This is a genomic window from Nioella sp. (genome assembly GCF_965215655.1).
Classification (GTDB): domain Bacteria; phylum Pseudomonadota; class Alphaproteobacteria; order Rhodobacterales; family Rhodobacteraceae; genus Nioella.
In genome coordinates, this window is record NZ_OZ244111.1 from 2,517,771 (window position 1) to 2,530,897 (window position 13,127).

Genomic DNA, 13,127 nt, shown 5'->3' on the forward strand with positions numbered 1-13,127 from the left:
TTTCTGGGGTCAGGCGTAGGCCGGCATGACCTTGTCGATGAAGAGCCTCAGGCTCTCCTTCTGCTGGTCCATATCCATGCCCATGGAGGCGTAATAGATGAACGCATCCACACCGATCGCCTCGTATAGCTTGAGCTTCTCGATGACCGTCTCGGGCGTGCCGAACATCAGGTTTTCTTCCAGCATCACCGGATCGACGCGGAAATTGCCCTCCAGCTGTTCAGCATTCACCGTGTCGGGGAAGCCGTTATGGACTTCGCCAGTCTTGGTCATGAGGTTGCCGAACATGGCCAGCTGCACCCGGACGGAATCGAGCGCACGCTGGCGGTCTTCCTCGGTCTCATAGACAGCCGTGTGGCGCATCATCGCCCAGGTGCCGTTGAATTTGCCGCCGTTCTTGGCAATCGCATCGTCCAGTCGTCCGCGATAGCTTTCCGCCTCGCTCATCGGCATGGTCAGCGGCCAGCTCATGATGTTGCAATCATGCTCAACGGCATAATCGAAGGTAATCGGCGCGCGCGCGGCGACCCAGATCGGCACGTCTTCCTGCAAGGGTTTCGGGCAGGAGGTCGATTTGGGGAAGTTCCAGTAGGTGCCGTTATGCTCGTAATCGCCCTTCCAAAGCTCCTTCACCACGGGCAGCATTTCTTGCATGTAGCGCCAGCCGTCTTTCTGATCGAGGCCGGGGAACATCCGGTCGAACTCGCGCTGATAGGCGCCCGATCCGATGCCAAACTCAAGCCGCCCTTCGCTTGTGAGGTCAAGAAACGCCGCTTCGCCCGCCAGATCAATCGGGTGCCAGTAGGCCGCGTTCACCACGCCCACGCCAAGGCGGATGTTCTTGGCATGCTCGCCCCACCAGGTCAGGATCTGGAACGGGTTGGGCGCGATGGTCATTTCCAGCGCATGGTGTTCAGCAGCCCAGGCAATCTCAAAGCCTGCTTCATCGGCCATCTTGACCATTTCCAATGTATGGTCGCGGACCGCACGAATATCGGTCTCGGGCGTCATGCGTTCGAGGTTGATCGCGAGGTGGAATTTCATGGGGTGATCCTCAACGGGGTTGGAAGGGGCTGGCGATCGGGTCTTCGGACATGTTCATCCAGACGGTCTTGGGGCGTGTGAAATCCCACAGCGCCTGGAAGCCGCTTTCGCGCCCGTAGCCAGAGTTTTTCATGCCGCCGAATTCCGCAATCGGGGAAATCGCGCGGTAGGTGTTGACCCAGACAATGCCCGCCTTGATGCGCTTGGACATGCGCAGGGCACGGGCGTTGTTGCGGGTAAAGATGCCAGCCGCGAGGCCGTGCACCGTTTCATTGGCCATCGCCAGCGCTTCCTCTTCGGTACGGAAACGTTGCACGGCGAGGACGGGGCCAAACAGTTCCGTGTCCACGATGGTCAGGTCATTGCGCGGGCAGTCGATGATGGTGGGCTGGAAGTAAAGCCCTGCCAGCCCCTCGGGGCGTTGACCGCCGACCAGCACCTTGCCGCCTTCTTCCTGCGCCAACGCCACCTGCCGGGTGATGTGATCAAGCTGCCCTTGCGTGCAGAGCGGCCCCATCTCGGTCTCTTCCGCCTGCGGATCACCGATGGTGATGCCTTGGGCGATCTTGACCATGCGGGCAAGGAAGTCGTCCGCGATATCCTCATGCAGGTAGAGCCGCGAGCCTGCCACGCAGCTTTGCCCCGAGGCCGCGAAGATGCCCGCGACCGAGCCATTCACGGCGCTTTCGATGTCCGCGTCGTCGAACACGATGAAGGGGGATTTGCCGCCCAGTTCCAGGCTGACTTCCGCGAAATTCTCCGCCGAATTGCGCACCACATGGCGTGCGGCCACCGGACCACCGGTAAAGGCGATGCGGGCCACGAGGGGGTGTTTCGTCAGCGCCTCGCCACAGGCGACGCCGCCGGTCACGATATTGACGACGCCATCGGGAATGCCCGCCTCGGAAACCAGCTTACCGAATTCCAGCAAGGGCGCGGAGGCATGTTCGGAGGCTTTCAGGACGATGGTATTCCCCGTGGCCAGTGCCGGGCCAATCTTCACGGCAGACAGGAACATCTGGGAATTCCACGGGATCACGGCAGCGATCACGCCAAGCGGTTCGCGGTTCGTGAAGACGAACATATCGGGCTTGTCGATCGGCAACGTCTCGCCATGGATCTTGTCGGCAGCTCCCGCGTAGAAGCGCAGAAATTCCGCGATATAGCTGGCCTGCCAGCGGGTTTCCTTGAACATCTTGCCGGTGTCGCGGGTCTCGATCCGGCCAATCCGCTCAGAATTTGCCGCCAGCAGATCCGCGAGCCGCCCAAGGCACTTGCCGCGCTCGGTCGGCGTCATCTGCCCCCAGGGGCCATCCAGCGCCGCATGGGCGGCCCGCACCGCGCGGTCAACGTCTTCGGGCGTCGCTTCGGGGATCTCGCACCAGTCTTCGCCGGTTGCCGGGTCGAAGGTGGTGAAGCGCGCGGCATCCTTGGCCTGCACCCATTCCCCGCCGATCAGCATGTCATATCGCTGAAGCTCTCCCATCAGTTCACGGCCCCCATGGTTTGAACGGTTTTCGGTGTGACGAAGTGATAAGCCCCATCGAGATAGGTCAGCGGCTCGCGATCCCCATGGCCGACGGCCTCGACACGGCCAAAGACCACCAGATGACTGCCCGACTGAACCACGTTGTCGACGGTGCAGGCGAAACTGGTCGCGCCCTCGATCTGCGGCGGCATGCCCTTGTCACCCTGACAGGGAATGCCGGTAAACCGGTCTGCGATTTCCCGGTCATGGGCCCCGGCGAAGCGGTCCGCGATACGGTCGCTGTGATCGGGCAGCACGTTGACGCAGAAACGCCCGTTTGCCTCGACCGCCGCCGCGATGCGGCTTTTGGCGTGCAGGCAGACCAGCACCGTCGGCGGATCGGCCGACACCGAAGAAAATGCACTGACTGTCGCCCCGTGCCGTCCGGCACTGCCATCGGTGGTGACCACAGTCACGCTGGACGCCACGCGGCGCATTGCGTTGATGAAATCTGCCCGCTCGACGGCGGGTTTTGGGGGTGTCCCCTGCATCGCAACCTCCCTTGCTCTGCCGGTTTCGCGTTAAGGAGAAGGTTGCAGATTCGGTCGTATTTGTATAACGAATTATTTTAAGCAATAAATTCAACTTTCTTGAATTGATAAATCATGAACCTCGCCGCCCTGCAAACCTTCGTCGCCATCGTCGAAACCGGGTCGCTGGTGCGCGCCTCGGAACGGCTGCACGTGACACAATCGACCGTGACCATGCGGCTGAAGGCTTTGGAGGCGGAACTGGGTCAGACGGTGCTGAACCGGCAGAAATCCGGGGTGACCCTGACCCCTGCGGGCACAAAGCTGCTGAACTATGCGCAAATCATGATCGGGCTTTGGCGTCAGGCCAAGCTGGAGGCCGGGTTGCCCACGGGCGTCAACATGATCTGCAACTTCGGCTGCACGCCGGAACTCTGGCCAATCGGTGGCAAGCGCATCTTCGACATGATCCGGGCGCGTCAGCCGGATATCGCCCTGTCGGTTTATCACGGCAGCCCCGAGGTGCTGGACAGATGGATGTCAGCGGGTCAGATCGACCTGTGCCTGACCCGTGAACCGGTCGCGCGCAAGGGCCAGACGGTGCTGCCCCTGCCCGCCGATGAACTAGCACTTTACTCCGACCGGCCCGATACGCCCGTTCGCAGCGGGTCGAATTACATCTTCGTGGATTACGGCGAGGATTTCCGCCGCAGCCATGGCGAGGAATACCACGACGCAGGCACTGCCCGGACAACCTTTAACGCGGCCGTCGCGGCGCTGGATTACCTGCTGGAAGTGGGCGGATCCGTCTATCTACCCCGGTCCCTGGTCGCGGCCCGAACCGATGCCACGGGGCTGTATGAAATCGCCGACGCCCCGCTCTTTGCCCTAGGCACCTATCTGCTGATGCCAGAGACCGCGAAAAGCACCTGGAACTGGATCGCCGAGGCATTTGCGCAAGGCTGACTCCATCTGGCAAATTGCGTGGCCCCCACCAGTTTGCTAGCCTACCGCCAGCACCGGGGAGAGTGCAGGGACATCATGCTCGACTACACACATAATGGCTGGCTTGTTGCGGCCTCTCTGGCCGTGGCCCTGATGGCTGGCTTCACGGGGCTGTCCCTGACCCATGGGGCGTCGCGGCTGGACCGGCCAAGGCGCAAGATCATCGTGGCACTGGCAGCGGTGGTTCTGGGCGGCGGTATCTGGTCGATGCATTTTGTGGCGATGCTGGGGCTGCAACTGCCGATCCTGTTCTATTACGACGCGCTGATCACGCTCGCCTCGGCCCTGATCGCGATCCTGATGGTGGGGCTGGCGCTGCTGCTATTGCATTTCCGCGCCCGGTCTTTGCCGGTCATTGTCGGTGCGGGAACGATCGTGGGGCTTGGTATCGTGGTGATGCATTACGTGGGCATGGCTGGGATGCAGCTGTGCAGACCGGTCTACACGGCTTTGGATGTCGCGATAGCGACCCTGGCGTCGGTCGTGCTGTCAGTGCTGGCGATCTGGGTCGCTTATGACAGCCGCACGCATCGCAACATCCTGCTTGGCACCGCCTGTTTCGGGCTGGCGGTCTTCACCATGCATTTCGTGGCAACGGGCCTAACCAGCTTTACCGCCGCTGATGCAGGGGGCGGGGCCGGGCCGACGCTGAGCAATCAGGTGCTGGCCATGGGCGTCACGGTCTCGGCCTTCCTGATCTGCGGGGCCTTCCTGCTGACCGGCATCACCTTCATAGAACCTGTCCCCAGCGCCACCACGCCCCCACCGTCGCCCCCCTCGGCACCGCGCGCGACCGCAAGCGCCACGGCAGGCGTTCCCTATGAACGTGACGGCAAGACGGTCTTTGCTACCCCGTCCCGCATCGCCGCCATTCGTGCGGAAGGGCATTACACGGTGCTCTATGTCGGGGCCGAGAAACTCTTCTGCCCCTGGACCATATCCGAGGCAGATGAGCGCCTGGCATCTGCGGGCTTCCTGCGGGTGCACCGCAGCTACCTCGTGAACCCCGCGCATGTGTCCAGCTTCGAGCGACACAAGGACAACGGCACCTGCTATTTCGAGGGAGTCGCCTCGCTGCCCAAGGTGCCCGTCAGCCGATCACGCCTGAGCGACATTCGGGAGGCGCTCGGGCTCTGATCGCAACTCGTGCAGCTCATTCGCATTTCGTGAAACAGATGGCGCGGCCTGTTCCCGGCCGCTGGAATGCAACCGCATAGTGATCGTTCCATGTCCCCGGACCCGATTGGCCAAGGCCTCGGGCGCAGGGAGGACAACAGACATGATACCAGCCGGTTTCGAGTATCACCGGCCGACCGATACGGCGTCGGCCATCAGCATCTTGCAGGAACACGGGGATGAAGCGCGGGTCATCGCGGGCGGGCACAGCCTGATCCCGATGATGAAGCTGCGCATGGCCGATCTGGCCCATGTGATCGACCTACAGGATATTCAGGAGATGAAGGGGATCGAGATCGGCGCGGACAGCGTCACGCTCGGTGCCATGGTCACCCAGCACGAGCTGATTACCCATGACGGATTGGCGGCGGCAGTGCCGATCATCCGCGAGGCTGCCTTGCAGATCGCGGACCCGCAGGTGCGCTACATGGGTACTGTCGGCGGCAACGTGGCCAATGGCGATCCGGGCAACGACATGCCAGGGCTGATGCAGTGCCTTGACGCGTCTTTCGAACTGGTGGGCCCCGACGGCACCCGGACCGTGGCCGCGCGCGAGTTTTACGAGGCCGCCTATTTCACCGCCCGCGAGGACGAGGAAATCCTGACCCGGATCACGATCCCGGTGCCGGGGGCCGGCGTGGGCCAGGCTTATGAGAAGCAGAAGCGCAAGATCGGTGACTATGCCACCGCCGCCGCCGCCGTGATGGTCGGGAACGGGTCGGCCTCGGTCGCGATGACCAACCTTGCCGACACGCCGATCTGGTCGGAAGCGGCCAGCGCCGCGCTTGCGGGTGGTGACGTGGAAGGCTGCGTTTCCGCCATGCTCGACGCCATCGACCCGGTCGAGGACAATCGCGGCCCGGTCGCATTCAAGAAACACGTCGCCGCCGTCATGCTGCGCCGCGCCATCGCGCGCGCCATGAGCCGCGCGGGCTGAGGAGAACGCTCATGTCAAAGATGCACGTAAAACTGAACGTGAACGGGCGCGAGGTCGAGGGCCTTGCAGAGCCGCGCACGCTGCTGATCCATTTCCTGCGGGAAAACCTGCGCATCACCGGGCCGCACATTGGCTGCGAGACCAGCCATTGCGGGGCCTGCACGGTGGATATCGACGGCAAGTCGGTGAAATCCTGCACCGTCTTCGTGGCGCAGGCCAACGGGTCCGATGTGACCACGGTCGAGGGACTCGTCAACGAAGATGGCAGCCTTGGCGTCATTCAGGAGATGTTCCGCGAACATCACGGGCTGCAATGCGGCTTCTGCACGCCGGGGATGATCACCCGCGCGCATCGCTTGCTGCAGGAAAACCCGACGCCCACCGAGGAAGAGGTGCGGTTCGGCATGGCCGGCAATCTCTGCCGCTGCACGGGCTACCAGAACATCGTCAAGGCCATCATGGCGTCGGCTGACATGCTGAACGCCCAGAAGGAGGCTGCGGAATGAACGACCAGAGCATGACCCCCGAAGAACGCGCTGCCAATCTCAAGGGCATGGGCTGCTCGCGCAAGCGGGTGGAGGATGTGCGCTTCACGCAAGGCAAGGGCAACTATGTCGATGACATCAAGATGGACGGGATGCTGTTTGGCGATTTCGTCCGCTCCCCCTATGCCCATGCCCGCGTGGTGTCCGTCAACAAGGAGGCCGCGCTGGCCCTGCCCGGTGTGGTGGCGGTGCTCACCGCCGAAGACCTTGCGCCGCTCGGGCTTCATTGGATGCCGACGCTGGCGGGCGACAAGCAGATGGTGCTGGCCGATGGCAAGGTGCTGTTCCAGGGCCAGGAGGTCGCCTATGTGGTGGCCGAGGACCGCTATATCGCGGCGGACGCGGTGGAACTGGTCGAGGTGGAATACGAGGAACTTCCCGTTATCACCGATCCGTTCGAGGCGATGAAATCGGACGTGGTCCTGCGCGAAGACCTTGAGGGGCAGACCGAAGGGGCCCATGGCCCGCGCAAGCACCACAACCACATATTCACCTGGGAAGTGGGTGACAAGGACGGAACCGAGGCGGTTCTGGGCGGTGCCGAGGTGGTGGCCGAGGAGATGGTCTATTACCATCGGACCCACCCTTGCCCGCTGGAAACCTGCGGCTGCGTGGCCTCGATGGACAAGGTGACCGGCAAGCTGACGCTTTACGGCACCTTCCAGGCACCCCACGCGATCCGCACCGTGGTGTCGCTGATCTCGGGCCTGGCAGAACACAACATCCGCGTCATCAGCCCCGATATCGGCGGCGGCTTTGGCAACAAGGTGGGCGCCTATCCGGGCTATGTCTGTTCGGTCGTCGCCTCCATCGTGACGGGCAAGCCGGTGAAGTGGGTTGAGGACCGGATGGAAAACCTCATGTCCACGGCCTTTGCCCGCGACTACTGGATGCACGGCAAGATTGCCGCCACGAAAGAGGGCAAGATCACCGGGCTGTGGTGCCACACCACGGCAGACCACGGCGGGTTTGACGCCTGCGCCGACCCCACCAAGTTCCCGGCGGGTTTCATGAACATCTGCACCGGATCCTACGACATCCCGACCGCCTACCTTGCCGTTGATGGGGTCTATACCAACAAGGCACCGGGCGGCGTCGCCTATCGCTGTTCCTTCCGGGTGACGGAAGCGGCCTATTTCATCGAGCGGATGATCGAGGTTCTGGCGATCAAGCTCAACATGGACGCGGCCGAGCTGCGCCGGATCAACTTCATCCGGGCCGACCAGTTCCCCTACCAGTCGGCGCTTGGCTGGGAATATGACTCGGGCGACTACCACACCGCCTGGGACAAGGCGCTGAAGGCCGTGGGGTATGAGGACCTGCGCGCCGAACAGGCGCAGCGGGTCGAGGACTTCAAGGCAGGCAAGACGCGCAAGCTTCTGGGCATCGGCCTCACCCACTTCACGGAAATCGTGGGCGCGGGGCCGGTCAAGAACTGCGACATCCTCGGGCTTGGTATGTTCGACAGCTGCGAGATCCGCATCCACCCCACCGGATCGGCCATCGCGCGGCTTGGCACGATCAGCCAGGGTCAAGGCCACGCTACGACCTTCGCGCAGATCATCGCCAGCGAAATCGGCCTGCCCGCCGATGACATCACGCTGGAGGAGGGTGACACCGACACCGCCCCCTACGGCCTGGGCACCTATGGATCGCGCTCGACCCCCGTGGCGGGGGCGGCAACGGCCATGGCCGCCCGCAAGATCCGCGCCAAGGCGCAGATGATCGCGGCCTACCTGCTGGAGGTCCATGACGACGACGTGGAATGGGACGTGGATCGCTTCACGGTCAAGGGCGCGCCCGAGCGCTTCAAGACCATGAAAGAGATCGCCTTCGCCGCCTACAACCAGGCCATTCCCGGTCTGGAACCTGGGCTGGAGGCGGTCAGCTACTACGACCCGCCCAACATGACCTACCCGTTCGGGGCCTATATCTGCGTGATGGAGATCGACGTGGACACCGGCGAGTGGGAGATCCGGCAGTTCTATGCGCTGGACGATTGCGGCACGCGGATTAACCCGATGATCATCGAGGGTCAGGTCCATGGCGGCGTGACCGAAGCGCTCGCCATCGCCATGGGGCAGGAGATTGCCTATGATGAGATGGGGAATGTGAAGACCGGCACGCTGATGGATTTCTTCATCCCGACCGCGTGGGAAACGCCCAATTACACCACCGACCACACGGTGACTCCGTCGCCGCACCACCCGATCGGGGCCAAGGGCGTGGGCGAAAGCCCCAACGTGGGCGGTGTTCCGGCCTTCTCGAACGCCGTGCACGATGCCTTCCGGCCCTTCGGGCTTGTGCAAAGCCACATGCCGCATGACCATTGGCGGATCTGGAAGATCGCCAACGGGCTCGGCCTGCACGGCTGATCGTGGACTGGCCGCCGCGCTTCTTTCCAAGTGCGGCGGCCAACCGCGGAGGATTGCATGAGCACGCCTGAGCAACGGATCGAATCCTTAGGACTGACCTTGCCACCGCCGGTACGTTTGCCGGATGGGGTCCATCTTCCGTTTTCGATGGTGAATGTCCGCGGAAACCGGGCATTGATTTCGGGCCATCCACGCCACGGTGCGGACGGCGGTCTTAACGGACCTTTCGGTCAGGTGGGTGCAGATTTGACCACGGAGGAAGCCGCCGAGGCAGCATCCGAAATCGCATTATGCGTTCTTGCCAACCTCAAACAGGAAATTGGTGAATTGTCCCGCATAACCGGATGGACGCGTGTGTTTGGCATGGTCAACTCCGCGCCGGGATATTCGGATCAGCACCTGGTGATCAACGGATTCAGCAATCTGGTCCTGGATGTCTTCGGCCCCGAGATTGGGGCCCACGCACGCTCAGCCATCGGTACCGCCGGATTGCCGATGAATTTTGCCATTGAAGTCGAAGCCGAGGTGCTTGTGTCATGACCGCCCCCTCTGTCCTCCAACAGGGCCTTGCCCGCGCGGGCTATGTCGCCGACGACCGGCTGGCGATGGCGCTTCATCTCGCGCAGACGCTTGGCCGGCCTCTTTTGCTGGAAGGTCCCGCCGGGGTGGGCAAGACCGAGGTCGCCAAAGCCATGGCCGGCCTGCGTGACACGAAACTGATCCGTCTGCAGTGCTACGAGGGGCTGGATGCCTCGCATGCCATTTACGAATGGAATTACCAGAGGCAGTTGCTGGCGATCCGCGCAGCCGAAGGGAGCGCGAGCGAAGACGAGCTTTTTGCGGATAAATACCTGCTTCGGAGGCCGCTTCTGGAGGCGATCAGCGAAGAGATACCGCCCGTTTTGCTGATTGACGAAATTGACCGCGCCGACGAAGAGTTCGAGGCTTACCTTCTTGAAATACTGTCGGATTTTCAAATCACGATCCCCGAGCTTGGCACCATCCGGGCAAAGTCGCGTCCGATCATGATCTTGACTGCCAACGGTACGCGCGATCTGTCAGATGCGCTGCGACGCAGGTGTCTTTATTCCTTCCTCGACTATCCCGACCGCGACACAGAACTCGCGATCCTGAAGGCGAGGATGCCGGAGATCGAGGCCCAACTCGCGCGTCAGATCGTGGGGGTGGTGCAGGCCCTGCGCAAGGAGGATCTGGAGAAAACTCCGGGCATTGCCGAGATGCTGGATTGGGCGGCTGCGCTTTCCGGCCTTGGTGTGAACGATCTGGCCAAAGCACGTGACGAGGTACAGGCCACTCTGGTCTGTCTTTTGAAAACCGCTGCCGACTACGACGCCGCACCGGCCGAGGTCATGGACCGGCTGATTGGAAAGGTGGCCTGATGCAAGTCACCCGCTTCCCCTTTCGCGCCGACGGGTTGGCTGACCGGATGTCCGGCTTCATCGGCCATCTGCGTATGAACGGGATGCGTGTCGGTCCGCGTGAAACCGGGGATGCGCTTGCGGCGTTGGCGGCGGTGGAGGCGACGGACCGCACACAGGCGCGGCAGGCTCTGTGTGCGTTGCTGGCGGGCGATGCCGACGGGTGGCGGCGGTTCGACGAACTCTTTGACGCCTATTGGTTCAACGCGGGCAAACAGCGTGCGGGAACCGCTCAGAACGGTCACGTTCGGGTGCAATCCGCCAAACCGAAGATCTGGCAAGACTCTGAACAAGGGGCAGGGCAAGAAGATCGTCACTCACGGAACGACGACGCCACAACCCCTGATCCCGGTGAGGGCGAGGCCGAAGGGACAGACGGGAAGCTGATTGCGACCCGCACGGCCAACCTCAACCGCCGGGATCTGCGCGAGCTGATGGACGAAGAGGCACTGAGGCAGGCAGAAGCCGCAGCCCTCGCCATCGCTCGCGCCATTCGTGACCGCCGCTCGCGCCGCCGCAGGCAGGCGCTGCGGGGCCCCGCGCTCGACATGCGTCGCATCCAGCGGGCGAGCCTCGCACGCGGGGGAGAGCCCTTGGACCTTTTCCGCCGCGCCCGCCCGCCGCGCCGCATGCGGATCGTGGCACTGTGCGACGTGAGCGGGTCGATGACCGTCTATTCGCGGGTCTTCCTGGCGTTTCTGAAAGGATTGATCGGCAGCGGGACGGAGGCGGATGCCTATCTTTTCCATACCCGCCTGATGCGTGTCACGGACGCCTTGCGCGATCATGACAGCATTCGCGCGGCCGGGCGTCTGTCGCTGATGGCCGAGGGCTTCGGCGGCGGCACCGATATTTCCGGCAGTTTGGAAAGCTTCCTGGGGGGCTACGGCGCGCGGGCGCTGAATGGCCGGACCGTGGTGCTGATCCTGTCGGACGGCTATTGCACGCGTGAGCCGCAGGCGCTGGCTGACGTTCTGGCCCGCATCCGCCGCAAGGCCCGGCGGATCGTCTGGCTCAACCCGCTCAAGGGCTGGACCGACTACGCCCCGGTTGCTGCCGCCATGCAGGCCGCGCTGCCCCATCTCGACGCCCATCTGCCGGCCAATACGCTTGATGCGCTGGCCGCGCTGGAACCCGAATTCCGGAAGCTGTGAAAGGACATCCCATGGCAGGTTTCGACATCTTCGACACGGTGGAAAGGTTGCGCGCGGAGGGCGAGGCGTTCTGCGTCGCGACCGTGTTGCGCACTGCCGATGCGACCAGTGCAAAGGCCGGTGCCAAGGCCGCCGTGACGCGGGGCGGCGAGATCCTCGGCCATCTCGGCGGGGCCTGTGTACAACGGGCTGTGCGCACGGCGGCGGGCGAAGCGCTGGCCGAGGGCGCCCCCCGCATGATCCGTGTGAAACCCTCCGACAAGGTGGTGGCCATGACCGACCCAGACGGTGTGCAGACCTACAAGAGCGGCTGTCCCTCTGGCGGCACGGTGGATCTGCTGATCGAACCATACCAGCATGCGCCCCGGCTGGTGATCTTCGGCGACAGCCCGATCGCGCGGGCGCTGGCGACCCATGCGGCCCTGACCGGGCTGCGCGTCTTCGTGTCGGGGGCTTTCGAGGGGGCGGGCACAACACGGTTCGATCCCGAAGAGATCGACGGTCTGGGCGTCGAGCCGCGCGATTTCGTTGTCGTGGCCTCGCAGGGCAAGGGCGACGGTGTGGCTCTGAAGGCGGCGCTGGAAACCCCCGCGCGGCGCGTGTCGATGGTGGCCAGCCGCCGCAAGGCCGGGGTGCTTTCGGCCAAGCTGGTGGATGCGGGCACGGACCCGGCCCGCGTGGCGCGGCTCAAATCCCCTGCAGGGCTCGATATCCGCGCCATCGACCCCCATGAAATCGCCCTGTCGATCCTCGCCGAGGTGATCCAGTGGCGCAACACCGATACCCAGAGGGAAGCCAGCCATGGTGAAAAGCGTGCGTGACTGGTTTCGGGCCCGCTGGCCCGCGCCCCCGGAAATGCCCCCCGAAGAAAAGGCCGAAGCGGCCCTTCGCGCCTATCCCAGATGTTGCTGAGCAGAGGAAACAAGACATGGACCTGAGCGACGAAATTCGTATCCAAGCCCCCCGCGACGTGGTCTACCGCGCGCTCAATGACCCCGAGATCCTGCGCGAATGCATCCCCGGCTGCGAAGAATTGATCCAGCATTCGCCAGAGAACCTGGAGGCCAAGGTGGTGCTGAAGATCGGCCCGGTGAAGGCGCGCTTTGCAGGCGAGGTGACGTTGGACACATCGAACGCGCCGGATGGCTTCACGCTGACCGGCGAGGGCAAGGGCGGTGCGGCGGGCTTCGCCAAGGGCGGGGCCGAGGTGACCCTGACCGAGGACGGCCCCGAAACCATCCTCGCCTATACCGCCACGGTCGACATCGGCGGCAAGATCGCGCAGCTTGGCAGCCGCCTGATCGCGGGCACCGCCAAGAAACTGTCGGGCAAGTTCTTCACCCGCTTCGGCGAGATCGTCTCCGAGCAATCGGTCGGCTGACTGGTACGGGAACCGGTTGCAATTCGCCCCGTCCCGCTGTCTGATTTCCCGAACGATAGACAGCGGGAGGCAG

General features: G+C 63.5%; 13 protein-coding genes. 10 read left to right on the top strand and 3 right to left on the bottom strand.

Annotation, left to right across the window (positions count from 1 at the left end; all coding sequences use genetic code 11):
- Positions 1-9 precede the first annotated feature (9 nt).
- The 3 genes from ACOOEX_RS12570 to ACOOEX_RS12580 are packed head-to-tail and all read right to left on the bottom strand — an operon-like array spanning position 10 to position 3,063.
- The gene (locus ACOOEX_RS12570; RefSeq protein ID WP_420395149.1) at positions 10-1,044 is read right to left on the bottom strand and encodes an LLM class flavin-dependent oxidoreductase; all 1,035 of its coding nucleotides are present in this window, start codon (positions 1,042-1,044) and stop codon (positions 10-12) included.
- Positions 1,045-1,054: 10 nt separating this feature from the next.
- A complete protein-coding gene (locus tag ACOOEX_RS12575) occupies positions 1,055-2,530 on the bottom strand; it encodes an aldehyde dehydrogenase (RefSeq protein ID WP_420395150.1) in 1,476 nt (491 codons plus the stop codon).
- A complete protein-coding gene (locus ACOOEX_RS12580; RefSeq protein WP_420395151.1) occupies positions 2,530-3,063 on the bottom strand; it encodes a flavin reductase family protein in 534 nt (177 codons plus the stop codon). Before ACOOEX_RS12580 ends, ACOOEX_RS12575 begins: the two co-directional genes overlap by 1 nt.
- A 114-nt stretch (positions 3,064-3,177) precedes the next feature.
- Between ACOOEX_RS12580 and ACOOEX_RS12585 the strand changes: the two genes are divergently transcribed.
- The 10 genes from ACOOEX_RS12585 (at position 3,178) to ACOOEX_RS12630 (ending at position 13,054) form a co-directional block, all read left to right on the top strand.
- On the top strand, positions 3,178-4,008 hold the full coding sequence (locus ACOOEX_RS12585) for a LysR family transcriptional regulator (protein WP_420395152.1): 831 nt from the start codon (positions 3,178-3,180) through the stop codon (positions 4,006-4,008).
- A gap of 75 nt (positions 4,009-4,083) precedes the next feature.
- Complete coding sequence (locus ACOOEX_RS12590; protein ID WP_420395153.1) at positions 4,084-5,184, top strand: MHYT domain-containing protein; 1,101 nt, start codon at positions 4,084-4,086, stop codon at positions 5,182-5,184.
- A 142-nt stretch (positions 5,185-5,326) separates the two neighbouring features.
- The gene (locus tag ACOOEX_RS12595; protein WP_420395154.1) at positions 5,327-6,160 is read left to right on the top strand and encodes an FAD binding domain-containing protein; all 834 of its coding nucleotides are present in this window, start codon (positions 5,327-5,329) and stop codon (positions 6,158-6,160) included.
- A gap of 11 nt (positions 6,161-6,171) precedes the next feature.
- Positions 6,172-6,666, top strand: coding sequence for a (2Fe-2S)-binding protein (locus ACOOEX_RS12600; RefSeq protein WP_420395155.1), 495 nt, complete (start codon positions 6,172-6,174; stop codon positions 6,664-6,666).
- Positions 6,663-9,080 carry an aerobic carbon-monoxide dehydrogenase large subunit gene (locus ACOOEX_RS12605; RefSeq protein WP_420395156.1) on the top strand — a complete coding sequence of 806 codons (2,418 nt, stop codon included), beginning with the start codon at positions 6,663-6,665 and terminating at the stop codon, positions 9,078-9,080. The genes ACOOEX_RS12600 and ACOOEX_RS12605 overlap by 4 nt, the downstream gene beginning before the upstream one ends.
- Positions 9,081-9,137: 57 nt before the next feature.
- Positions 9,138-9,620, top strand: a complete 483-nt coding sequence (locus ACOOEX_RS12610) for a RidA family protein (protein WP_420395157.1) — start codon at positions 9,138-9,140, stop codon at positions 9,618-9,620.
- Entirely contained in the window at positions 9,617-10,480 is an 864-nt protein-coding gene (locus ACOOEX_RS12615) for an AAA family ATPase (RefSeq protein ID WP_420395158.1), read from the top strand. The genes ACOOEX_RS12610 and ACOOEX_RS12615 overlap by 4 nt, the downstream gene beginning before the upstream one ends.
- Positions 10,480-11,673, top strand: a complete 1,194-nt coding sequence (locus ACOOEX_RS12620; RefSeq protein ID WP_420395159.1) for a vWA domain-containing protein — start codon at positions 10,480-10,482, stop codon at positions 11,671-11,673. Before ACOOEX_RS12615 ends, ACOOEX_RS12620 begins: the two co-directional genes overlap by 1 nt.
- Before the next feature lie 11 nt (positions 11,674-11,684).
- Entirely contained in the window at positions 11,685-12,494 is an 810-nt protein-coding gene (locus tag ACOOEX_RS12625; RefSeq protein ID WP_420395160.1) for an XdhC family protein, read from the top strand.
- 107 nt (positions 12,495-12,601) lie between these two features.
- Positions 12,602-13,054: a CoxG family protein gene (locus tag ACOOEX_RS12630; protein ID WP_306047359.1), complete on the top strand. Its 453-nt coding sequence runs from the start codon at positions 12,602-12,604 to the stop codon at positions 13,052-13,054.
- Positions 13,055-13,127 lie beyond the last annotated feature (73 nt).